Genomic DNA, 24044 nt, shown 5'->3' on the forward strand with positions numbered 1-24044 from the left:
TCAATTCCAAAGAAATTAAGGGCAATGCGAGAACGAGTGAAACGTTATATTCTTCCAGAAAAAAGAAAACGGCCCAAAAGTAGGACCGTTCGAATTTCAAAAACTCGGTACACCATTAAGTAAAGCATGCTTAACTGAATGGTGTTAGCCCTAAGGCCGTTTTTTAGCGATACAAGAAGAATTAACAGTTAGTTTCTTCAGCGTTTACGCCTTCTTTAACATTTTCACATGCATCTTCTACTTTGTTTTGCACGTCAGTTACTGCTTCGTCAATACGTTCGCCTGCGTCTTCTGCATGATTGTCTTCACAACCCATGATAAAGAAACTTGCGAATAGACCGATTAGTGCTGCTTTTACAGTTGTTGAATTCATAATGTAATTCCTTGTAAGTATTAATTAAATTTTAGTGTTTGTTAGTTGAATGCTTTATCTACCTGGGTGATTTACCACGTAGTGCACCTGAAACTAATGAGATCACTAAAAGTACTAAAAATATAAAAAATATAATTTTTGCTATACCAGCTGCGGCACCTGCGATGCCACCAAAACCTAACACTGCAGCGATTAAAGCAATAACTAAAAATGTAATTGTCCAGCGTAACATTGTTTTCTCCTTGGTTATCAAATTTGCTCACAATAACTAATGCCAGTTATATGCCAAAGTTTATTTTTGTTTTATATCAGACAGTTATGGTTTTTAACTGTGTTTTTAGTTATTAGTTAGTTAGTAATTTTTACGCTTTGTTATGTAAGTTATTCACACTGTTACAAGTTACTGGTAAATATTCACTAAAAATAATGTTTTTGGTAAGACCAATTAACAATTGATGTGTGTTTTTGTACTTATTATAAAATTTGGCGGTTATTTTTATTAAGTTGAATAGTTAATTAACAACTTCCATATAACTATTAGCTATAGTCGTTATTTTCTGTATGTATTGTAGGGCGCATGATTGCTGGGTTATGGCATGTAAATTTGTTGAGTGTTATGTTGTTTATAGTTTAATTGGTTTTACCAATTTACAAGATGTAGACAAAGCGACTAGTTTTGTTATTATCCAGTGAATAAATATTTAATTAAATCGATTTTTTATTTTCGATATGGGTTTCAAGGGGGAGAAAAATGGATATAGGTGCTCTACTCACAACGGCTGGTAGCTTAATGCTAACTGGTATGGTTGGGGTGTTTGTATTTCTGTCGATATTAATTGGTGCAGTAACGCTTATGTCTAATTTGGTGACGCGCTATAGCGAACCAGAGGCATCACCAGCTAAATCACCGTCTTTTAAATCTCAAGGTGTGCCTAATGAGCACATCGCTGCTATTAGTGCTGCCATTGCTCAGTACAAATCAAATAATAAATAAGGGGCACACACATGGCTAAATTAAAATTAACAGAATTGGTATTACGCGATGCGCACCAATCATTGCTCGCAACACGTATGCGCCTAGACGATATGCTACCTATTGCTAGCAAGCTAGATGATGCAGGTTATTGGTCTATTGAATCGTGGGGCGGTGCTACATTTGATTCGTGTATTCGTTATTTAGGCGAAGATCCTTGGGAGCGTATTCGAGCGCTTAAAAAAGCGATGCCTAATACTAAACAGCAAATGCTATTACGCGGTCAAAACCTATTAGGCTACCGCCATTACGCTGATGATGTAGTTGAAAAGTTTGTAGAACGCGCACATAAAAATGGCGTTGACGTATTTCGTATTTTCGATGCAATGAACGATGTACGTAACCTAGAAACAGCGATTAAAGCGGCTATAAAAGTAGGCGCACATGCTCAAGGTACTATTTCGTACACAGTAAGTCCTGTTCATACGCTTGATATGTGGCTGACTCTTGCTAAGCAATTAGAAGATTTAGGCTGTCACTCAATTTGTATTAAAGACATGGCGGGTTTATTAAAGCCGTACGATGCTGAAAAACTAATTAAAGCACTTAAAGAAACCGTATCGGTTCCTATTGCTATGCAGTGCCACGCTACAACAGGTTTAAGTACTGCGACTTATCAAAAAGCGATTGATGCAGGCATTGATATGCTTGATACCGCTATTTCATCAATGAGTATGACTTACGGACACACAGCAACTGAAACTATTGTATCGATAGTTGAAGGAACTGAGCGCGATACCGACCTTGATTTAAACCACCTAGAAGAAATTGCTGCTTACTTTAGAGATGTACGTAAAAAATATGCGGCATTTGAAGGTAGCTTAAAAGGGGTTGATGGTCGTATTTTACTAGCTCAAGTACCAGGTGGCATGCTTACAAACATGGAAAACCAACTTAAAGAGCAAGGCGCGGCAGATAAGCTTAATGAAGTTTTGCTTGAGATCCCACGCGTACGTGAAGATCTTGGTTTTTTACCTTTAGTAACACCCACGTCGCAAATTGTAGGTACTCAAGCAGTACTTAACGTGCTAACCGGTGAGCGTTATAAAACAATCACTAAAGAAACTGCTGGCGTATTAAAAGGTGAATATGGCTTAACACCAGCACCAATGAATAAAGAGCTACAAGAGCGTGTGCTTGATGGAGCAGAGGTTATTACTTGTCGCCCTGCAGATAACATTGCACCAGAGCTTGCAACGCTTGAAGCTGAATTATTAAAAGAAGCGCAAGAGCAAGGTTTAACACTTGCTGATGAGCAAATTGATGACGTACTAACTTATGCATTATTTCCACAAGTTGGTTTGAAATTTATTAAAAATCGTAATAACCCTGATGCATTTGAGCCTATTCCTACCGTTGAAGATAAGAGCAATAAGGCAGCACCAAAATCGGGATCAAATAATAGTAGCGTTAAAGCTGAGCAATACAGCGTAAAAGTAGATGGTAAAGTTTACGACGTAGTAGTGGCGCAAGGTGGTGAGCTAAAAGAAGTAACATTAAAAGACTCTGAGCACATTCCTCAGTCTGCTTCAGTTGCATCAGGTGAAACACTTAATGCCCCTTTAGCCGGTAATATTTTTAAGATTAAGGTAAAAGCTGGGCAAGTTGTTAACGAAGGTGATGTAGTGATTATTATGGAAGCCATGAAAATGGAAACCGAAATACGCGCAATGCATACCGGAACTATTGCCGAAGTGTTGGTTGGTGAAGGCGATGCTGTAACTACCGGCGACGCTATGATTGCATTAGCTTAGGAGTAAATAGAGGATGGAAGGTATTTTAAACCTCTGGAATGCTACTGGCATTGCTAACTTTACAATCCCATCATTAATTATGATTGCGGTAGGGTGTTTATTACTGTTTTTAGCGATAGCTAAAGGCTTTGAACCACTATTATTATTACCAATTGGTTTTGGTGCAATTTTAACAAATGTACCAGTGGCAGGTTTGTCAGACCCAGGTGGGCTTTTGTATTACGTTTATTACGTGGGTATTGATACGGGGATTTTTCCGTTGTTGATATTTATGGGAGTAGGGGCGCTGACCGACTTTAGCGCGCTTATTGCAAACCCACGTATGTTGTTATTAGGTGCGGCTGCACAGTTTGGCATTTTTGCTACATTGTTTGGCGCTATATTACTTAACTATGTGCCAGGTTTTGAGTTTACTCTACAGGACGCATCGGCTATTGCCATTATTGGTGGTGCAGATGGACCGACTGCAATATTTTTAGCGTCAAAACTGGCACCTGATTTACTAGGCGCAATAGCGGTAGCAGCATACTCATATATGGCATTAGTACCAATTATTCAACCGCCAATTATGCGTGCGTTAACAACCCCAGAAGAACGTAAAATTAAGATGCCAGAGCTTCGCAAAGTATCTAAAAAGGAAAAGATTATTTTCCCTCTTATGGTGCTTAGTTTAACGGCTATGTTTTTACCGGCTGCTATACCGCTTGTAGGTATGTTTTGTTTGGGTAACTTAATGCGAGAGTCGGGTGTTGTTGATAGATTAAGTAACAGTGCTCAAAACGAAATCATCAATGTTACAACTATATTTTTAGGTTTAGCTGTAGGCTCAAAGCTTGCTGCAGATAAGTTTTTAACTGTTGAGACGATTGGTATTTTAGTGCTTGGCGCACTGGCTTTTGCAATTGGTACGGCATCTGGCGTATTTATGGCAAAAGGACTTAACCGCATATCTAAAACACCTATAAACCCATTAATTGGGGCAGCAGGTGTATCGGCTGTGCCAATGGCGGCACGAGTAGTTAATAAAGTTGGCCTTGAAAGCAACCCACATAACTTTTTACTTATGCATGCTATGGGACCCAACGTAGCGGGTGTACTTGGTAGTGCAGTTGCTGCGGGTATTTTATTAGCACTTGTTGGCTAATAATTAACGTGGTAGTTAATAAATGATTTAGCGCAGTTTACTGCGCTTTTTTTTGTTCTTAATTTGTTCACCGCTAAATGGTTTCTTGTTCAGCGCTTTTTGTTTACAGTAACAGCTCTTCAAAATTTTAAGGATAGTTATCATGCTTCACACACCTTTAGCAAAGCACTTACCTCATGTTAGTAAACTTGTATTCGGATGCATGGGTCTGGGAGGCGGTTGGAATAAAGACGCAATCACTGATGCACATGTTAAGCAAACTCATGAATGCATAGATAACGCTATTGAAGGTGGCATTAACTTTTTTGACCATGCTGATATTTATACTTTTGGTAAAGCGGAGCAGGTTTTTGGTAAAGCATTAAGCGAGCGACCAGAGCTTAGAGAGCACATGTATATTCAATCTAAGTGTGGGATTCGTTTTGAAGATGACTTAGGGCCCAAGCGCTATGATTTTTCATCAAAGTGGATTGAGCAATCAGTTGAAGCATCCTTGAAGCGATTAAATACAGACTATTTAGACGTACTTATGCTGCATCGTCCTGATCCACTCATGGAAGTTAACGAAATTGCTCGTATATTTAGTTGCTTAAAAGAAAGCGGTAAAGTGCGCAATTTTGCAGTATCGAATATGCAGCAACATCAAATGAATTTTTTACAGCATGCACTTGATATGCCGATTGTGGCTAATCAAATTGAGGCTAGTTTACAAAAACATCAGTTTGTTGATGAAGGTGTATATGCCGGTAACAGTGACGGTAAGGATCTTAATTTTACGCCAGGTAGTATTGAGTACTGTCGCCATTTTGAAATTCAAATTCAAAGCTGGGGCAGTTTATGCCAAGGATTATACAGCGGCAGTGATTTATCAAACGCATCGCAGGCTGATATAAACACCAGTCTTTTAGTTAATAAGCTGGCTGCACTTTATGATACTTCTGCTGAGGCTATTGTTATTGCATGGTTACTGCGCCATCCCGCATCTATTCAGCCTATTATTGGAACAACTAATGCCAAGCGTATTAAAGCCTCTTGTGATGCTGTAAACGTACAACTAACTCGTGAGCATTGGTATGCACTTTATGTAAGCGCTAAAGGCCATGAGCTACCATAAGTAGGGCATTGATATGAATATATTCGTTATTTTAATTGGTTTGTTTGTCGCGCTAGCGATACTTATTCCACTGCTTGAAAAATATCAAAGTAAAATAGGGCTCAACGGTGCAACCAAATACAGCAAATATATTTGGCCATTAGTGATGGTGTCCTTAGTGATTCAGCTCATTTATGTATTAATGTATTAATGGTTTTTAGCGTATACAAAAAAGCCTTTGCAGGTTTAACCTGCAAAGGCTTTTTTAATGTTTATTAATAAACTTTATTTAAGTGCTAACTGTAGCTCGCGATTGCGCTCAAGTTGGGCAATAAAGTTATCTGCAATCGGTTTAAACTTAGCAAGTTCTGAGCGAGGTAGTGGCTCTGACTTAGGAAGTTTTACTGTTTTAGGATTACGGTGAACGCCATTTACTAAAAATTCATAGTGTAAATGCGCGCCAGTAACACGACCCGTAGAACCTACAGTACCAATTTGTTGGCCCTGTTTAACTTTTTGGCCCGTTTTAACTAGTTTCTTATTTAGGTGTAAGTACTTAGTTACATATTGTGTGCCATGGCTAATAAATACGTAGTTACCGTTGTACTTGCTGTAACCCGCTTTAACTACCTTACCGTTACCTGATGCAACCACCGGTGTGCCAGTGCGTGCCGCAAAGTCGATACCACGGTGCGCTCTAACTTGCCCAGTAACTGGGTGTAAGCGACGAGGATTAAAGCTCGAACTAATATACTTAAAGCTTACAGGTGCACGTAAAAATGCTTTTTTCATGCTACGCCCTTCAGGCGTATAAAAATTGCCGTCGGTATGGCGAATCGCTGCAAAGCGCTGACCTTGGTTTACAAATTCAGCGGCAATAATTTTACCGGTACCAATAAACTCGCCATCAACATAATGAGACTCATAAATTAAGCCAAACACATCGCCTTTACGAATGTCGTTTGCAAAATCAACATCCCAACCAAATATGTCAGCAAAGTTCATTATTTGACGTTCGCTTAAACCAGCCGCTATTGCTGAAGTCCAAAAGTTGTTAGATATTTCGCCGCCAGCGGTTTTGGTTAGCGTTTCAATTTCTTTACTATCAATAGCTGTATCGTAGTTACCTTCTTCATTTAAGGTAACAAATAAAGTATCGGTTTTTGAAATTACATAGCGCAGTTGAGCCAAAGAGCCATCTTCAGCTGTCGCAAAGCTAAGTATTTCACCGGGGTGAATTTTAGTTAGCTTGCGCGTTTCTGCGTTAGTGTTAATTAGTTTATGGAGCGTTTGAGCTGAAAAACCAGCACGTTTGAAGATAATTGCTAAATTGTCGCCATTTTTAACTTTATGATCGACAAAGTCGTATTCTGGTAATTTTTCTGCTGCTTGCTCTGAATTTAACTCAGTTAATTTTTCGTTGTCATCAACTTTAACTTGTAACTCATAGCGCTTGCCTATCTCTAATGCATCTGCATTATTGTCTTTAGAAGCAGTCGCTTTTTCAGAAGGAAGAAATGCCAAGCCGGCAATAGCAGAAACTAAACCTAAAATAAGCAATTTGTGTTTTTTTGGGAGAGTGTTAACCACGTGAACCATAACGTGCCTTTTTCTGCTGTCAAGATAATAAATACATAATATTGCAGGATATACTTAATAATGTACGAATACTAGTGCTTTGTAGATTTAAACTAACCTTAAACTACGCTAAAATCAGGGTTAGGAAGCCTTTTTTAACGTCCTATCTAACTAAGACTCAATTCATTTTGTTTAGTTGCATTAATAACTTAAAAAGTTATTTTAATTAGGTAGAAATTTGTTATGTTAGCTACATATATATATTCGGTTTAAACCTATATTAAACCGTGATTACAAGTAACTAGTCCGCCCCTTCGTAGGCAGAATTTTGGAGTAACACAAAGTGGATTTACAAACCGCTCTAGCAGAGATAAAACGCGGTGCAGAAGAAATATTAATTGAAGACGAACTAGTTGAAAAACTAAAGTCGGGCAAAAAGCTAAAAATAAAAGCTGGCTTTGATCCTACAGCCCCTGATTTACATTTAGGGCACACTGTACTAATTAATAAAATGAAAACCTTTCAGGATTTAGGTCATGAGGTTATTTTCTTAATTGGTGACTTTACTGGCATGATTGGTGACCCAACAGGTAAAAACGTAACGCGTAAACCACTTACTCGCGAAGACGTACTAGCCAATGCCGAAACATATAAAGAACAAGTATTCAAAATTCTAGATCCTGCTAAAACCACTGTTGCATTTAACTCTACTTGGATGGAAAAGTTAGGCGCTGCAGGTATGATAAAACTTGCTGCAAACCAAACTGTAGCACGTATGCTTGAACGTGATGACTTTAAAAAGCGTTACGGCAGCGGCCAACCAATTGCAATTCATGAGTTTTTATATCCACTGGTACAAGGTTGGGATTCGGTTGCACTAGAGTCAGATGTTGAACTGGGCGGTACTGATCAGCGCTTTAACTTGTTAATGGGCCGTGAGCTACAAAAAGTTGAAGGGCAAAAGCCGCAAACAGTATTAATGATGCCATTACTTGAAGGTACTGACGGCGTTCAAAAAATGTCTAAGTCGCTTGGTAACTACATTGGTATTACTGATGCGCCAAACGATATGTTTGGTAAAATAATGTCAATTAGTGATGTGCTAATGTGGCGTTATTACGATTTATTAAGCGCGCTTTCTATTGAAGAAATTGCAGCTCAAAAAGAACGTGTTGAGCAAGGTACTAACCCGCGCGATATTAAAATAGAACTAGCTAAAGAGTTAATTGCTCGTTTTCATAGTGAAGCTGATGCACAAGGTGCACATGATGATTTTATTCAGCGTTTTCAGAAAAAAGCGTTACCAGATGAAATCCCAGAGCTGACAATCACTATTGCAGAAGATACTATTTTAATTGCTAACTTGCTTAAAGAAGCAAATTTAGTAGTAAGTACATCAGAAGCAATGCGTATGATTAAGCAAGGTGCAGTTAAACTTAACGGTGAAGATAAAATCACTGACACCAAACTTGAAATAGCAAAAGGCACAACGGCTATTTACCAAGTAGGTAAACGTAAGTTTGCAAACATCACTGTAGCTTAAATACCATTTGAAAACTAAAAAACCAGCCTAGGCTGGTTTTTTTGTGCTCGTATTTTGGGGTCTGTAAATAGTTACGAGGTAGTCACTAAATAGTCACTAAATCACTTTTAATATTTCAATACTTACAATTACTAACAACCAAAATACACGCGCCTGATTTAATCTATTAATTATTACAGGTACATCCTCGGGTGTAGGTAGTCTATCAGTACCTATACGCATTTTATTAAAGCGAGTACCTAAATAAACTGCAGGCCCGCCCAGCTGCACGCCAAGTGATGCAGAGCATGTGCTTAGTAGCCAACCTGTATTTGTTTGATAAAAATGTCTGCCATAATGCTTTATGTAATGCATGCTTTGTTTGCTCGCTCTACTTGCTGCAATAGTTAAAGCGAGTAAGCGCATTGGAATATACTCAATAATAAACAACAGAGTTTTAAGCGGTTTTAAAAAGTAGCTATTTGGGGATGTATCACTACGCCAGGCTTGTTGTATTAAAGTAAGTAATCGATAGGCGAGGGCCGCAATAGGGCCAAAGGCTAAAAATATAAATATAACTACGAAATAGTATCGAGCAGTGCGCAGTATTAAGCTTTCAATTAATGCTTTGATAATACCAGGAGATGAAAGCCTATTAACTTCACGGGCAAGCAGTGGTTTTAGTAATTCGCGTGCTGTCGATTTTTGATTTTGTTTAGTTAGCTTTGCAATGCGAAGTGCTTTTTTATCAATACTCTTACTTTCTAAGCATAAGTATAAAATAAGGCCAGCGAGTAATTCAGGATAAAAAGCAAACTCGAGTAGTAGCACTACAATAATGAGAATGACACTTAAAATGAGCGTGCTTGCGAGTATAGCTGCCAAATATTGATAGCTTTTAGGTTCTTTGCTTTTGTATATGCGCTTGCCAATAGCACTAAAAACAGCATTTAACGCTGTATTAGGATGATACCAGCTAATAAGGGGAATAAAGCGCTCAGCAAGGAGCGCTAGTATGAAGGCAATAAAGTCCAAGTGGTTTTGAACAATATTGCTAAGCATTTACAGAGACACTGCAGTTAGCTTTTCTAAAAGTGCGACAACCATTTTAGATGAGTTGATTGATGCAGTTTCTAGGTATTCTTCAAATGATTGTGGTGACTCTTTACCTGCAATATCAGACATTGAGCGAATTACAACAAACGGTGTGTTAAGCGTAAAACACGTTTGTGCAATCGAAGCGCCTTCCATTTCAACGGCAAGCATTGTAGGAAAATCACTGCGTGCTTTATCAATACGCACAGGGTCACACATAAATGTGTCACCAGTACAAATTAAGCCAACAAGTGTTTTAACATCACTGATTTGTTCGATTGTTTGTTGTGCTGCTTCAACTAATTTAGGGTGTGCTGTAAAACCTGCTGGCATTTGTGGTACTTGGCCAATTTCGTAGCCAAAAGCAGTAACATCTACATCGTGATGACGTACTTCTGACGAAATTACTACGTCGCCAACACTTAGAGAAGGATCGAATCCACCGGCAGAGCCTGTGTTAATTACGCAATCAGGTTTGAAGTTATCAATCAGTAAGGTAGTTGCAATTGTTGATGCTACTTTACCAATACCAGATTGAACAAGTGTTACTGTGTTACCAGCCAATTCACCAGTATAAAAAGTGAAACCTGCTTTAGTTAAAATATGTGGGTTTTGCATCGCTTCACGTAAAATTTTAACTTCTGGCTCCATTGCGCCAATAATACCAACATTCATAATGTTTAATTCCTGAGTTTGAATCACTTGATTATACGTGAAGTTAGCAATAAAAAACAAAAAAGCGAGCTTGTTTATGAGCTCGCTTTAAATACTTTTTAGGAGAGTATTTAATTTGGTTTTTAAATTTCAGCTAAAGCAGTTGTTTGTGCTTTGGCTTGAGAAGGTGAAAGTACCGCTGGCTTATGTGAGCGATTACGAACAGGGCGCTGCGTTTGTGTTGCTGCAGGCTTACCAAGTTTAAACATAATTGCATCGCGTACTTCAGAAGGACGGTAGCCCGATTTAACTTTCATACGAATATGTGGAATGCCCGCAGACTCTAGTGCACCGTTTACAAACCAGTCGCGTTGAGCTTTGTGGCCATCTTTATTGGCATTGTTAACTAGGTCAACGGCCGCAACAATAGTTAGTTTTTCTTTATCGATTAATACAAAGTCGAGTTGCTTATTTTTAGCTTTAGCTAAAGCAGCACGTTTAGATTTAATAGAAAGACCTTGCTTACAGTCAATAACGTCAATTAGCTTAACGCGACTAACAATTTTATATTGATCGCCTACAGCACGCTCGAGAAGATTTAGAAAAGCGCCTTCAACCTGCGTAAAAACAGTTTGCTTGCGGGTAAAAGGATACGGGTTTCCGCCATCGTCATTAAATTTTGACGCAACAACAGAAGCCCCGACAACTAATACTAGAATTAATAATAAAGCGAATTCCATACGGTAACTCCATAACAATAAATTGACACTGCTCAAATAAAGCAATTTACGTGCCTAAAAAGTATGAGTTATAAAATAATTACCAACTGTTTGTAAAAGCTAAAACGATGTAGCTATTAAGCTTTGTATCCACCTTCAATACCTTTAACCGCAATAGCTACAGCATCGTGTGCATGGAGTGATTCATAATGGTTTATTTGCAGCCAGTAATCGCTGTAATTATCTGTTTCTAATAAAGCTTTAATTTTACGCGCTGCATCTTCACAAAACATAAGGTTTTGACCATTTAAACGGGCAAATTCTTGCTCGTCTTCGCGCTTAACTGCCGCTTGTACCGGTGTTTTAAGTTCAGCTTCGAGGGTGTTTATTAGAGTCACTACGTCAAATTCTTGAATATTGCTATCAAGCTTTACTTTTACGTTGGCAATAGAGCGCTGCGAGTGAGGTGTAGCCACTATGCCTTGTGTAGTGCCTAGCCATTCGTGCACATCTTTTTGGCTTAAGGTTTCTTGGTTAAACTTTTCGTTAAACGCGTTTTGTATAAGCTGGCGTGCAAGTGCTGCAGAGCAAGGGCACGTTGAAGAATAGGTAACATCTACAGTTAGCTCGTAGCTAATAATGTTATTTTCAATTGTACTGGTAAGTACAACTGGGTAGCTTTTCCAGCCCGCTTTACCACTTAATAGTGATTTACGGCGTAGCGGTAATTCAAATTTAAATTCAATTTGTGCTTTATCGCTCAGCCCTTCGTGGCTAGTTATAAAGGTATCGAGTGCTTGCGCTATTGTTTGCGGATTGACTTGCTGCTCAGTTGAAAGCAGGTCAAGTGCTAAAAATAGACGTGACATATGAATGCCTTTGGCATCTTCTTTATGCAAATTTACAAATGCACGAGCTTTGGCATTTACTGTAACTGGAGATAAGTCTCGTGACTCAAAAATAAATGGCAGTTCGATTTCGCCCATGCCAACCCAGTCTAATTTACCTGTTTGTAAAGCGGGTGCAGTGTCTGCTATATCTGGCATATTGGTTTGCATGTGCGCTACTCGTATTTTGGAGATAATAAAGCGGGGCATTTTACACTAAATAATTTATTGCTGAAATGATGAGTTTAAGAGATGAGCAAAATCAAACATGAAAAATTCTGTTTTTATCGCACAACATGGGTAGTGGTAGGAGAAAAATGCTAAAATCTGGGAAAATGGTATGTTTATACATGCGCATTGCCTTCTTTATATTTAAGCACACAGCTAAGAGATAAAATTACGTATGACCGATTATTCTTTGAGCCCTTGGGCTCGGGTACTTTCCAGCTCAATAACGCGATTTGGTGAATTTAAAACCGCAGCTATTTGTTACACTTTATTTTTAACTGTATCTCTTATTTTATCGAGCATGTTTTATTATGTGGCGATAGGCGAATTACACCTTGTTGATATTTTGGCTGTGGTATTTTTTACGGCTGTAGTTTCTCCTTTAATTATAAGTGTATTACTTAATTCAATTCGTCAATTAGATGCCTCGTATGCTTATTTAGATAGCGCAACCAAGCAGGAAAAGCTCTTAAACCAAACCTTAAAAGACAACATTAGTCGTTTAAATATTGAAATTGATGAGCGTAAAATGGCATTTCATGCCAAGCATCGCGCTATTGAAGAGCTGCGCCGAGAAATTGCTGAGCGTAAAAAAACACAACAAGAACTTGCCCAACAAAGTATGTTGCAACGCTCAATCGTTGATTCATCTCCCGATCTATTTTATTACCGCGATAACAACGGTGTATTTGCCGGCTGTAATAAAATGTTTGAAGAGGTAATGGGAAAATCAAGTAGTGAGTTAATAGGGAAAACGGTTGAGCAGATATTCCCGAGTCATTTTTTAGCTGAAGTTTTGGCAACCGATAAAGAAGTAGAGCAAAGCCATAAAGCGCTGACTATAGATGTAGGTTATGAAGTAAATGGTGAAACACGTTGGTTTGAGCTGCGTAAATTACCTTTTATAAATGATGACGGTGACTACATTGGTTTACTGGGTTTTGGTCGTGATATCACTAGCCGTAAAGAAGCAGCACAGGCACTCGAAACTGCCTATAAAGACAAAGGTAAGTTTATTGCTACGCTGAGCCATGAACTACGTACTCCTTTAAATGGCATTGTTGGTTTAACGCGTATGTTATTAGACACAGAGCTTAATAAGCAGCAGCGTAGTTGGGGCAATACTATTTTTTCGAGTGCTGAAACACTCGGTAATATTTTTAACGATATTATAGATTTAGATAAAATAGATAGGGATCAGCTCGATATAGCAACCAATTCTATTAATGTGTCAGACTTTATAAACGATGTAGTTAATTTTGCAGGCTTAATAGCAGAGCAAAAAGAGCTTGAGTTTGATATTAAACGCAATGGCATACTTGATGTTTACGCCCAGCTCGATCCGACTCGATTACGCCAAGTTGTTTGGAACTTAATTAACAACGCCGTTAAGTTTACTCAGCAAGGCAAAGTAACACTCGAATGCAGCAGAGAAAATCGTGTAGAAGGCCCATGGTTAGTTATTAAGGTACTAGATACCGGTCAAGGTATTCCACCAGAGCAGCTTGCCCATATATTTGATATGTATTACAAAGCGCCGGATTTAAAAGGCACTAACGCAATAGGCTCAGGTATTGGTTTAGCTGTAACCAAGGCACTTGTAAGTGCAATGAAAGGGATAATTACGGTAAATAGTACTGAAGGCGAAGGAAGTTGTTTTACAGTGCAAATACCGCTTAGTTTATGTGTTGCACCAACAGAGCAAAGTTATGTTGGCCGTGGTTTGTATATTCTACTAGTAGAAGATGTGCCTCTTAATGCCGAAATTGCTACAAACCTATTAGAGCAACGCGGCCATGAAGTGTTATGGGCTGAAACCGGTGAAGATGCACTCTCGTTTGTCGAAACCGAAGATGACTTAGACTTAGTACTACTTGATATGCAATTGCCAGATATAAACGGTGATGTGGTTGCTAAACAAATACGCTCAGATAGCCACTTCGATAAATTACCTATTGTTGCTCTAACTGCCAATGTACGCAGTGCTGAAAAAGAGCTTGAAGGTATATCAATACAAGGTGCGTTGGCTAAACCAATTAACACAGTCAAGCTTGATAAAATGCTGGCTGACTTATTTGGAATTAAGCAAAGTGAGTGCACAGAGCCACAGCTAAAAGTAAGTGAAGAGGCGCTAGAGGGCATTGATGCACACTTATTAGATATTGAAACAATAGAAGACTTTGTAAATTCGATGGGCTTGGTTGTATTTAGACGCAGTAGTCAGTTATTCGAAAAGCTAAGTCCACAATATCAGCAAGAATTACTTACCTCATTAAATACCGGCGATAGAGAAGAGTATGAATCAGTAGCGCATAAACTTAAAGGTGCGGCTGGATCGGTAGGTTTAAATGATGTGCAGCTTCATGCCAAAATAATGGAGCATGGTGCGATTGATGAATCTGATGAAATGTTAAAGCAGTGGTTAGATGTTTTAGCAGATAAAATAAATGAAGGACAAAAAGCCCTTCATTTATTTTTACAGCAATTAGAGTAAAACTAATTAGCTCTAATTAAGCGTCAATTTTACCAATGAAACGGTAACCTTCACCATGGATGGTGCTGATTAACTCTGACGTTGAGTTATCACTTTCAAAATGCTTACGAATGCGACGAATAGTAACATCAACAGTACGGTCATTTGCGCGAAGCTCACGGCCTGTCATGTGCTTGATTAATTGCTCACGACTAAAAATACGACCTGGAGAATCAAGCATTAAACGAAGTGCTCTGTACTCACCTTTTGGTAAACGTTTAGCGTCGCCATTTGGAGAAGTAAGACAGCGGCTATTTTCATCAAGTTCCCAACCGTTAAACGTAATAACACCATTTGTTTCTAGTGCTGACTCTTCACCGCCTAAAGCAGTACGAGTAATAAGGTTGCGAGCTCTAATAGTTAATTCACGCGGGTTGAATGGCTTAGTAACGTAGTCATCTGCGCCAATTTCAAGACCTAAAATACGGTCAACATCGTTGTCACGACCCGTTAGGAATATAAGACCTACTTTACGCTTTTGGCGTAATTCACGGGCTAAAATAAGACCGTTTTTACCAGGAAGGTTGATATCCATAACTACAAGATTAACGTCATCGTTATTTGTAAGCTTGTCATGCATATCATCGCCATCAATGGCTTCAATAACTTTGTACCCTTCAGCTTCAAATAAACTAACTAGGTTCAGTCGAGTTACGTCTTCATCTTCTACGATTAGAATGACTGGCGTTTGCATTATTAATTAACCTTTTGGAATATTTTATTTATAAAAAAACCGGTGACGAATTTATAACCGATTACTAGAGATTATAGGATTATACCCATTTGTTAACAAGGAAAAAACAAATTGGATAAAAATAAAACAGTAGGGTGTCCAAAGTCTACTAAAAAGGGCAGTGCAAAAACTACTGTTTAATTGATATATACGTGGATGTAGCTATTTGAATCATAAAGTCGAAGCCATTTTCCTTTAATAATTGATACATCATTCAATCAAACAAGGTACTTAAAATAATCAGACTAATTCAAAGCAAAACTATATCACTTTCTAACCTTTCATCAATGTATGTGATACAGCAAAGATAAAAAAGTTCATAAATCGCTTGGTAATATTTATTTAATGCAATTAAATAAATATTACGCGCTTATCACATGCCTCATTAATGAGGTCATTAAATGCTAATTCAAGGATAAATTTTAAATATATGCACTTTTTAGTGATCTTTATTTAAGGAATAGTAATTATAAAGCGAGCACCGTGTTTTTCTTCAAGATCAAACATAACTCTTCCGCCAAGTGCTTGTGTTACTAGGTTGTAGACCAAGTGCATGCCTAAGCCGCTTGCGCCTTGTCCGCGCTTTGAAGTTACAAACGGGTCAAAAATTCTATTTTTAATGTTTTTATCAACGCCTTGACCATTGTCAGAATAAACTATTGTTAATTTTTTCCCTACCAGTTCTACGTCAAAGCGAATTTCATTATTTTCTTTACCTATAAATCCATGAATCACAGAGTTCATAAGCAACTGCTGAAACACTTGTTGCAGAGGTTCAGACTTACTATGAATAGCCAAGTCGGTCGGACAGTTAATGATAACGACAGGCTTTTTAGGCAGTAGTTCAGATTGAATCGATGTTAAAACATCACTTATTAATTTATGTACATTAATATAGGTATTAACACCGTCATCTTGAATAACGGCCACTTTTTTAAAGTTAGATATCAGGTCTGCGGCACGATTTAGATTACGATAAATTAAGTCTAAGTTTTCAATACCTTCATCTATAAAGCGTTTTAGATGGCTTGAGGTCAGTTTTTTATCGTCAAAGCTTTGCTGTATATCTGCCAGTTTATCTCGAAGTAATGTAGAGCCTGTAATACCTAGCCCTATTGGTGTATTCACTTCATGGGCAACCCCAGCAACCATTTGCCCAAGCGATGCCATTTTTTCGTTTTCAACAATTTGCGTTTGGTACTGATGCATTCTCTCAAGGGTTGATAAAAGCTCTTGATTTGCTTCTCTGAGAGCGATTGTTCGCTGGTTTACTTTTTCTTCAAGGCTCTGGTTTAGTTGTTTTATTTCTTGTTTATCTTTTTCGTGGCGCTCAAGTTGCTTTTTGGTACGTGTAAGCATGATATTTAAACTATTTGAAAGAGCGGTTATTTCTTTTACATCGGTTATTGGCGCGCGTGCATCATAGTTATGATTTTTAGATACATCCTGCAATAGCATGCTTAACTGCTCTATTGGCTTGGCTATACGTCGTTGAACTTTTATAGCAATAAAGTAAACAACGATTAAAATTAATAGAGTTAATAGCACGTCTATTAATATTTTTCTCTCAATATAAGTCTCTAAACTTTCGAGGCTCCCTCGCATATATACATAACCTACCAACTTTTCGTTATCGTAAATAGGGCGGGTTAGTTCAATATGATCGCTCGTAATTCGTGGCGTTTTTAGCTCATCAACACTGTCTATTCTTAACGGCACCGGAGGCGTTTTTTTTGCATTAAAGCTAATAAAAAAAACAGGTTTTTGAGATGCTTTTTCTATTGAATAAATATGTATGTTTTTTACAAGGGGGATATTTTCAAATGACTTGAGGCGTTTTTCTTCTGTTTTTCTATCATCTTCAACTACTGATTTACCAGCATCAAAAGCTACAATTTCAGAAAGGATGACGAGTTTATTAATGATTAATTGCTTTTGCTCTTTTACGCTTAAATAAGTAGATATCGAAATAGATAGCGACAAGCAAATAGCTGTAATAAGCATAATTAAATTTATGAGTGCTTTGCGAATGCTACTTTGATGAACTTTTTTAGGCATTATTTCGTTATCGCCTGAATTAATTTTGATTATTTAGAGTTTTAGTTTAGCAAAGACGGGAGAAAATGAAGGAAAAAAGCTAAATTAATTCTTATATTTATGCGAAGGTTAGCTTGAGCGCGTTTGCACTCAAGCATTTTTAAAAATAATACTAGCTGCTATATACGGCAAACTTGTTATTTTTAAATACCGTTTGGTAGCTTTCAAATTGCGTTTCTAAAATAGGCGGGTATTTTAAAAAGCTGTTAGCAACAATATTCAGCTTTCCTACTTTAGTTAAATGCTGTTTTGCATTTGCTAAAAATGTTTCTGCTACTGTGTAGTCGGTTGCAATACCTGTATGAAAAGGTGGATTGCTAATAATTAAATCAAACTTACCGGTAATGCTTTTAAGGCCGTCACTTAATATCGCTTCGCCTTTGATGCTGTTAAGCTTTAGAGTTTGCTGTGTTGCGTAAGTTGCCAGTGCACTTACATCACTACACACAAACTCAAGTGCTGGATTATGCAGCCCTAAAAAGGTTGCTATTAAACCTGCACCACAGCCAAAGTCGAGAACCCTACCTTGCTTAATTGTCGGTGCGTTTTCGAGTAGAACTTTCGTTCCCATATCTAAACTACCGTGATTAAACACCCCTGGGACACTAATAGCTGTAAACTCGGTGTCGGCAACATTAACAACAAACTTTTTATGGTAGGTCGTAATATCAAAATCAGGATGCTGGGTAATCTCAGCAAATGAGTAAAGAACGCAGTGCTTAGCTGAATCAATTTTGTTACTAAACTCAGCTTTACCAGCTAATTGCTTTTCAATTGATTTAACACCACTTTTGTTTTCACCTACCACCAATAGTTCGGCATCGTCAGTAATAGCAGATCTAATATTATCAAGCGCCATTAATAACTCAGGTTTTGATTTAGGATAGTAAAGAATAACTAAATCGTAGCCGTTACCAGGTATTGTGTGATTTACACAAATCTCAACGTCTTTGGTGTTTTTAGCAAACTCACCGTTAGCATGGTTGTAGCTAAATGCAGTTACCTTGCTTTGCGGGTTAAGTTTTTTAAGCTCTGTTAAAAAGCCATCTTGAACAAAGTTGACCACCAAGATAGATTTGCCCGTTAGTGCCTCGCTATTACGAAGTAACAGTAAACTTGGGTTGGTTAGTACGCTCATAAATGGCTTTGCCTTACAGTATGTTTAGTTTTATTAAAAATAAAAGTGAGTGCTTAAAGTTACAAATTACTCAGTACGTTCAAACATTAAATCCCACACGCCATGACCTAGGCGATGTCCGCGCTGCTCAAACTTAGTAAGCGGGCGCAAATCTGGACGTGGAACATAATCGTTTGTTTCTGATTGGTTTTTAAAACCAGGAGCTACATTCATTACTTCGAGCATATGCTCTGCATAGTTTTCCCAATCTGTTGCCATATGAAAAACGCCACCCATTTTCAGTTGGGCTCTTAGTTTTTCAACAAACTCAGTTTGTACAATACGGCGTTTATGATGACGCTTTTTATGCCAAGGATCAGGGAAAAACAACTGTAGTGTTGTTAAGCTTTCATTAGGTATACAGTCTGCAAGTACTTCAACTGCATCGTGTTCAAAAATACGTAAGTTAGTAATGCCTGCTTCATCGGCATCCATTAAACAAGCACCAACGCCTGGGCGGTGTACTTCAATACCAATAAAGTTTAGGTGAGGGGCATTTGTTGCCATTTCGACAAGCGATTTACCCATACCAAAACCAATTTCTACTACTACATCGTTGTTGTTGCCAAAAACTTCGCTTAAATCAAGCATACCGTTTTTATGCTCTAGGCCCATTGTTGGCCAGCATTTTTCGATTGCAGCGGCTTGGCCTTTGGTTAATCGACCTTCGCGTTTTACAAAACTGCGAATGGTGCGGATGTATTTACCTTCTTGCTTAGCTTGCTCAAGGTTAGTGTTGCTTGATTCACTCATATTATTGGCCTGACAAAAACAATGTGTTTAAAAATGGTTGCATATTATCCCTGACCGAGCCCGCAATCACAAGTATTAGCTGGTTTTACACGCCCTATAGCTTGATCTTTTTATTAACTACAATAGACTGAGCCGCCATTGAGCATCAGTAAAAGTACAATATGTTGGATTTAAATAAAGAACAGTCTAATTCGTTTTCTAATCAAGTCGTTGATTGGTATCACCTTCATGGGCGTAAAACACTTCCATGGCAGTTGGGCAAAACACCTTATAAAGTGTGGGTGTCTGAGGTGATGCTCCAGCAAACTCAAGTTATTACTGTTATCCCATATTTTGAAAAATTTATGCAAAGCTTTCCAGATATTATTGCTTTAGCCGATGCTGATGAAGATTTAGTACTGCATCACTGGACCGGCTTAGGGTATTACGCTCGTGCGCGTAACTTACATAAAACAGCTAAAATAGTACGTGACAAGTACCAAGGCGAATTTCCGCAAACGCTTGATGAAGTAATGGATTTACCGGGAATAGGACGCTCTACTGCCGGGGCTGTTTTATCATTGTCGCTTGGGCAGCATCATCCAATTTTAGATGGAAATGTTAAGCGAGTCTTAGCGCGCTATTTTATGATAGAAGGTTGGTACGGTGTTAAAAAAGTCGAAAACCAGCTTTGGCATTTATCAGAGCAATTAACACCTAAAAATAATGTCACCGAATTTAATCAAGCTATGATGGATTTAGGTGCGAGTGTTTGCTCACGCAGCCGGTTTGATTGCGAGGCTTGCCCATTAAATTCAGGTTGTGGTGCTTTTAATGCAGGTAAAGTAAAAGAGTTTCCACATTCTAAACCTAAAAAAGCAGTGCCGAAGAAGAGTTGTCATCAGTTAATTATTCAGTGCGGCGATAAAGTGCTTATGGAAAAACGCCCTAACAGCGGTATTTGGGGAGGACTATTTGGCTTTTTTGAATTTAATGAGTACGAGGAGCTTCAAATATTTTTAGCTCAGCAAGGATTAGAAGCCAACTTAGTAGAGCTTGAAGCGTTTATTCATGTGTTTTCACATTTTGAGCTGAAGATTAATCCGCATGTGCTCAATGTTAAGAACATTCCTGATGTAGTAAATGACAAACAATTAGTGTGGTATCCGCTTGATCAATCAATAGAGGTTGGCCTAGCAGCGCCAACTAAAAAGTTGGTTAAACAAATTACAGCAATAGTATAGAATAGCCCCATATTTAGCGTTAGAGAGAATCAATCATGGCACGTACAGTATTTTGTCAAAAGTTACAAAAAGAAGCCGAAGGGCTTGGCTTTCAGTTATACCCTGGTGAAGTTGGTGAAAAGATTTTTAATAACATCTCTAAAGAAGCGTGGGGTCAGTGGCAGCATAAGCAAACAATGCTTATTAACGAAAAGCATTTAAATATGATGGACCCAGAGCACCGCACATTTTTAGAAGAGCAAATGGTTGGCTTTTTGTTTGAAAACAAAGATGTAGAAATTGAAGGTTATCGACCGCCTGAAAAGTAATATTTTAAACATTAAAAAAGGGCTAAATAGCCCTTTTTTTGTGTGCGATTATTTAATCACTTAACTCATCTTCTTGCTCAGAGATTTTAATTTGTTCTTTTAAAAATTGAGCTGCCTTAGAGTATTCAATTTCTAACTTATCTCTTAAGTCTATTAATTCATCGGTAGTGAGTTCACCTTTTTTACATTTATCTTCAAATGCACTTGAAAGTTCAGTCACCGTTAGGGCACCAATTGTTTTAGAGATCGATTTTAATTGATGACACCCTTCAATAATCTCATCTAAATCGTTAACCATAACGCCTGAATTAATCCCCTTAATTAGCCCTTGGCTTTGTTCTAAATACATTTTGAAAAAGCGTAACTGTTTAGCTTCGTCACCATTTACATATTTAGCAACTGCTTCCATATCAATAGGTAGCGCCATGGTTTGATGGATAACTACATTTGGGTTTTGGCTTTGCTTATCGCTCCAGCGTTTTAAAGTGTCCTCTAACGCGTTTAGCTCTATAGGTTTGGTAATGAAGTCGTTTATACCTACGGCTAAGCAACGCTCTTTTTCGCCTTTAAGTGCGTTTGCTGTTACAGCAATAATGTAAGGCTGTGCATCAATTGATTCTAATAGCTCTGCTTCGTTACGGATTTTTTCGACCATATCGTAACCCGACATTTTAGGCATGTGTAAGTCGGTTAAAATAAGTGAGTAATCACCTTTTCTCCACATATCTAAGCCTTCTTCACCGTTGTTTGCTATCTCAACGCCAAAACCTAGTATGTGTAATTGATCGGTCAGCACTTGTTGGTTTAGAAGGTTATCTTCAACAAGTAAAACCAATTTGTTTGATTTACGAGCTTGCTCAACATTTAAATAGTTATTAAGTGTTTTGGTTTTTTTAATTTGTTTAGGTGTATGCAAACCTGCAGCGACTAAAATAGACAGCATAAAGTTAGACTTACATAAAGGAGAGGCATTAATATAAAAAATATTATTATGATTTATAGCCGCTTCATCAAGCTTACTTAGTACAACAACTTGTTGGTTATAATCCTCTAATGAATAAAATAAGCGTCTTAGCAGCGCGTTTGTTTTATCCATATTGTCTATGCCATCAGCCACCCAAATAATATCTTGCGAATGTTGATGCTCTTCAATTTCTTCTTCTGTGTGTGCATAAACTATTTTAGCGCCCATAAACGATAAATAACGGTACATTGTTTTTTCACGTTCTAGGTGATTACTAACTACAACAATTTGCTTACCATTTAATGCACCTTTGTGTGCGTACTTAATTCTACCCGATGTGCTAAACGGCAGTTCAACAGTAAACTCACTGCCAATTCCTGTATGGCTAGTTACATGAATAGTACCTAGCATAAGCTCAGTTAAGCTTTTACAAATAGAAAGACCTAAACCTGTCCCTCCATATTCTCGGGTAATCGAATTTTCGGCTTGAATAAACGGATTAAATATTTCGCGTAGTTGTGCCTGCGACATGCCTTTACCGTTATCAGTTACGCAAAAGCGTAAGGTAAAGTGATCAGTCGTATTATGTACCACCTCTACTGATATTTTTACATGCCCTTGGGTTTTTTCATCAGTGCTCGTAAATTTAATTGCGTTGCTACATAGGTTATAAAGAACCTGACGTACACGTACGCTATCACCGGTAAGATTTATAGGAATATCTGGTGCTATTGCTAGCTCTAAATCAAGCTCACGTTTTTTAGCAACAGATGAGAGCACACGAGCAACTTCTTCAATAGTATCGGTTACCGAAAATGGGATCGGGTCAATATTTAGCTTTCCAGCCTCAATTTTAGAAAAATCTAAAATATCATCCAAAATGCTCAATAACGAAAATGCTGATTCACGAATAATCGTACTTAAACGATGCTGAGCGCCATCAAGTTCGGTCTGGCGCAGTAAATCAATAGTACCTATAACACCATTCATCGGTGTTCTTATTTCGTGACTCATCGTTGCTAAGAATGTTGTTTTAGTTTCGCTTGCTCGCTCTGCTTTTAATGTGGCTTGCTCAAGCGCTAAGGTACGATTTTGCACTTCGGCTTCTAGGCCATTTTGTAATTTATAAAGCTCTTTTTGTGCAGAGTCATTCTCGCTCATTGCAGTTTGTACTTTTTGTAGCAATAAGTTGATGTTTTTTGCTACTACACCTAAACCAATATCAAGTTGCTCATCAACATTACTATTGTAATTAGCATCTTCAGTGATTGCCTGTAACTCTTGAGTAAGAGTGTCAGTACTTTTACGTAAGCGCGTATTAATGTACATATTAAACATTAAAGTAAGTATAAATAATGCAGCAACACTCGCTATCGCGATGATGTAAGCGATAACTTGAGAATCTTGAGCGCTTAAAGGCGTGGCTGGTATGTTTTGCTTAATAATAAGCTCGCCAATGGGTTGATCGTTTAACAATAGTAGGTGATGCAGAATACCTTCTTCTTTTAAGTGCTTTTCAGTTTTAACAGAAGCGATGGCTGGTTTACTGCTGCTATATACCAACTGAGTATCTGATGTAGCATTGAAGCGATATAGAGTATATTCAAAGTCACCGTCTAATAAGGAGGTTAAATCAAGTAACTGTTTTACTTTACCTTGACCATACATAGTTAATGCATCAACCATAGGTAAGTCTAATCTATCGGCAAGCGTTACAATATTAATAGATGATGCTGGTTGGGCTGTCTTAACTTCAGTTTGTGTATAAAATGAGTGGGCAACAATGGCGAGCGCTGTTACAGCAATATTAATGATTAAAAAAAGTGGCAGTAAGCCTTTAACTGGCGATGAGAATTTACTCTGCATTGATTGTTTCCAATTGATGTGTTTTTACTACGATAAGTCCCTATCGTACGTATCTAAGCTAATCGTAACATTTACAAAAAATAATTCACTACGGTTTTAGTCTGATTTAGTTATATTTATTTATAGTTATAGCCCGATTTGTGGTAAAAATGAACGTTATTAATAAAAAATGTACTGAGTTGTCTGAAAACCGTTCAAACAGTTATAAAGAAGAAAAAAAAAGTTGACTTGTAAGGGCAAAACTCGTTTAATACGCCGCACGCCCAGATAGCTCAGTCGCTAGAGATGAGTGGGAATTGCATTAAAAATC

Annotated in this window: 21 protein-coding genes; 9 read left to right on the top strand and 12 right to left on the bottom strand. The window is 37.9% G+C overall.

Translation table 11 applies throughout. From position 1 onward, the window contains the following. Positions 1 to 181: 181 nt before the first annotated feature. Both I6F44_RS11705 and I6F44_RS11710 read right to left on the bottom strand, forming a co-directional pair. Positions 182 to 373 carry a hypothetical protein gene (locus I6F44_RS11705; RefSeq protein WP_007378921.1) on the bottom strand — a complete coding sequence of 64 codons (192 nt, stop codon included), beginning with the start codon at positions 371 to 373 and terminating at the stop codon, positions 182 to 184. Between the two features lie 58 nt (positions 374 to 431). Further along, positions 432 to 605, bottom strand: a complete 174-nt coding sequence (locus I6F44_RS11710; protein WP_002961939.1) for a DUF1328 domain-containing protein — start codon at positions 603 to 605, stop codon at positions 432 to 434. 519 nt (positions 606 to 1124) lie between these two features. On the opposite strand from I6F44_RS11710, the gene I6F44_RS11715 reads away from it, so the two are divergent. From I6F44_RS11715 to I6F44_RS11735, 5 genes are all read left to right on the top strand, one after another. Beyond that, entirely contained in the window at positions 1125 to 1367 is a 243-nt protein-coding gene (locus I6F44_RS11715; protein WP_007583814.1) for an OadG family protein, read from the top strand. A gap of 11 nt (positions 1368 to 1378) precedes the next feature. After that, entirely contained in the window at positions 1379 to 3160 is a 1782-nt protein-coding gene (gene oadA / locus I6F44_RS11720; RefSeq protein WP_197173824.1) for a sodium-extruding oxaloacetate decarboxylase subunit alpha, read from the top strand. Between the two features lie 13 nt (positions 3161 to 3173). After that, entirely contained in the window at positions 3174 to 4304 is a 1131-nt protein-coding gene (locus tag I6F44_RS11725) for a sodium ion-translocating decarboxylase subunit beta (protein WP_002961942.1), read from the top strand. Positions 4305 to 4446: 142 nt separating this feature from the next. Further along, positions 4447 to 5418, top strand: a complete 972-nt coding sequence (locus tag I6F44_RS11730; RefSeq protein WP_007583820.1) for an aldo/keto reductase — start codon at positions 4447 to 4449, stop codon at positions 5416 to 5418. Positions 5419 to 5431: 13 nt separating this feature from the next. Beyond that, positions 5432 to 5608: a hypothetical protein gene (locus I6F44_RS11735; RefSeq protein ID WP_007583822.1), complete on the top strand. Its 177-nt coding sequence runs from the start codon at positions 5432 to 5434 to the stop codon at positions 5606 to 5608. Between the two features lie 74 nt (positions 5609 to 5682). On the opposite strand, the gene I6F44_RS11740 is transcribed toward I6F44_RS11735, so the two are convergent. Next, positions 5683 to 6996 (bottom strand): peptidoglycan DD-metalloendopeptidase family protein, encoded by a 1314-nt coding sequence (locus I6F44_RS11740; RefSeq protein ID WP_007585425.1) that lies wholly within the window; start codon positions 6994 to 6996, stop codon positions 5683 to 5685. A 322-nt stretch (positions 6997 to 7318) separates the two neighbouring features. On the opposite strand from I6F44_RS11740, the gene tyrS reads away from it, so the two are divergent. Beyond that, positions 7319 to 8518, top strand: coding sequence for a tyrosine--tRNA ligase (gene tyrS, locus I6F44_RS11745; protein WP_007585427.1), 1200 nt, complete (start codon positions 7319 to 7321; stop codon positions 8516 to 8518). Positions 8519 to 8614: 96 nt separating this feature from the next. Here tyrS and I6F44_RS11750 read toward each other — a convergent pair whose 3' ends face one another. The 4 genes from I6F44_RS11750 to folE2 form a co-directional block, all read right to left on the bottom strand. After that, on the bottom strand, positions 8615 to 9559 hold the full coding sequence (locus I6F44_RS11750) for a cobalamin biosynthesis protein CobD/CbiB (protein ID WP_197173825.1): 945 nt from the start codon (positions 9557 to 9559) through the stop codon (positions 8615 to 8617). Further along, entirely contained in the window at positions 9560 to 10267 is a 708-nt protein-coding gene (mtnN, locus tag I6F44_RS11755) for a 5'-methylthioadenosine/S-adenosylhomocysteine nucleosidase (protein ID WP_024594517.1), read from the bottom strand. A 122-nt stretch (positions 10268 to 10389) separates the two neighbouring features. Next, positions 10390 to 10986: a DUF2726 domain-containing protein gene (locus I6F44_RS11760; RefSeq protein ID WP_007582968.1), complete on the bottom strand. Its 597-nt coding sequence runs from the start codon at positions 10984 to 10986 to the stop codon at positions 10390 to 10392. Between the two features lie 116 nt (positions 10987 to 11102). Then, complete coding sequence (gene folE2, locus I6F44_RS11765) at positions 11103 to 12023, bottom strand: GTP cyclohydrolase FolE2 (protein ID WP_024589695.1); 921 nt, start codon at positions 12021 to 12023, stop codon at positions 11103 to 11105. A gap of 232 nt (positions 12024 to 12255) precedes the next feature. Between folE2 and arcB the strand changes: the two genes are divergently transcribed. Then, a complete protein-coding gene (gene arcB, locus I6F44_RS11770) occupies positions 12256 to 14574 on the top strand; it encodes an aerobic respiration two-component sensor histidine kinase ArcB (protein WP_165722089.1) in 2319 nt (772 codons plus the stop codon). A 16-nt stretch (positions 14575 to 14590) separates the two neighbouring features. Here arcB and arcA read toward each other — a convergent pair whose 3' ends face one another. The 4 genes from arcA to trmB all read right to left on the bottom strand — a co-directional run bounded on the left by arcA (position 14591) and on the right by trmB (position 19373). Beyond that, on the bottom strand, positions 14591 to 15307 hold the full coding sequence (gene arcA / locus I6F44_RS11775; RefSeq protein WP_002962549.1) for a two-component system response regulator ArcA: 717 nt from the start codon (positions 15305 to 15307) through the stop codon (positions 14591 to 14593). 492 nt (positions 15308 to 15799) lie between these two features. Next, entirely contained in the window at positions 15800 to 17404 is a 1605-nt protein-coding gene (locus I6F44_RS11780) for a sensor histidine kinase (protein WP_007582962.1), read from the bottom strand. A gap of 151 nt (positions 17405 to 17555) precedes the next feature. Then, positions 17556 to 18581, bottom strand: coding sequence for a methyltransferase (locus I6F44_RS11785; RefSeq protein WP_165722087.1), 1026 nt, complete (start codon positions 18579 to 18581; stop codon positions 17556 to 17558). 66 nt (positions 18582 to 18647) lie between these two features. Then, positions 18648 to 19373, bottom strand: a complete 726-nt coding sequence (trmB, locus tag I6F44_RS11790; protein WP_007582957.1) for a tRNA (guanosine(46)-N7)-methyltransferase TrmB — start codon at positions 19371 to 19373, stop codon at positions 18648 to 18650. Positions 19374 to 19534: 161 nt separating this feature from the next. On the opposite strand from trmB, the gene mutY reads away from it, so the two are divergent. Both mutY and I6F44_RS11800 read left to right on the top strand, forming a co-directional pair. Then, the gene (gene mutY / locus I6F44_RS11795; RefSeq protein ID WP_024594521.1) at positions 19535 to 20596 is read left to right on the top strand and encodes an A/G-specific adenine glycosylase; all 1062 of its coding nucleotides are present in this window, start codon (positions 19535 to 19537) and stop codon (positions 20594 to 20596) included. Positions 20597 to 20631: 35 nt separating this feature from the next. Continuing rightward, entirely contained in the window at positions 20632 to 20904 is a 273-nt protein-coding gene (locus I6F44_RS11800) for an oxidative damage protection protein (protein WP_007582954.1), read from the top strand. Positions 20905 to 20956: 52 nt separating this feature from the next. On the opposite strand, the gene I6F44_RS11805 is transcribed toward I6F44_RS11800, so the two are convergent. Next, positions 20957 to 23734 carry a hybrid sensor histidine kinase/response regulator gene (locus I6F44_RS11805; protein WP_197173826.1) on the bottom strand — a complete coding sequence of 926 codons (2778 nt, stop codon included), beginning with the start codon at positions 23732 to 23734 and terminating at the stop codon, positions 20957 to 20959. Positions 23735 to 24044 lie beyond the last annotated feature (310 nt).

This window comes from Pseudoalteromonas sp. NZS11_1, assembly GCF_015864275.1.
Lineage (GTDB): Bacteria > Pseudomonadota > Gammaproteobacteria > Enterobacterales > Alteromonadaceae > Pseudoalteromonas > Pseudoalteromonas arctica.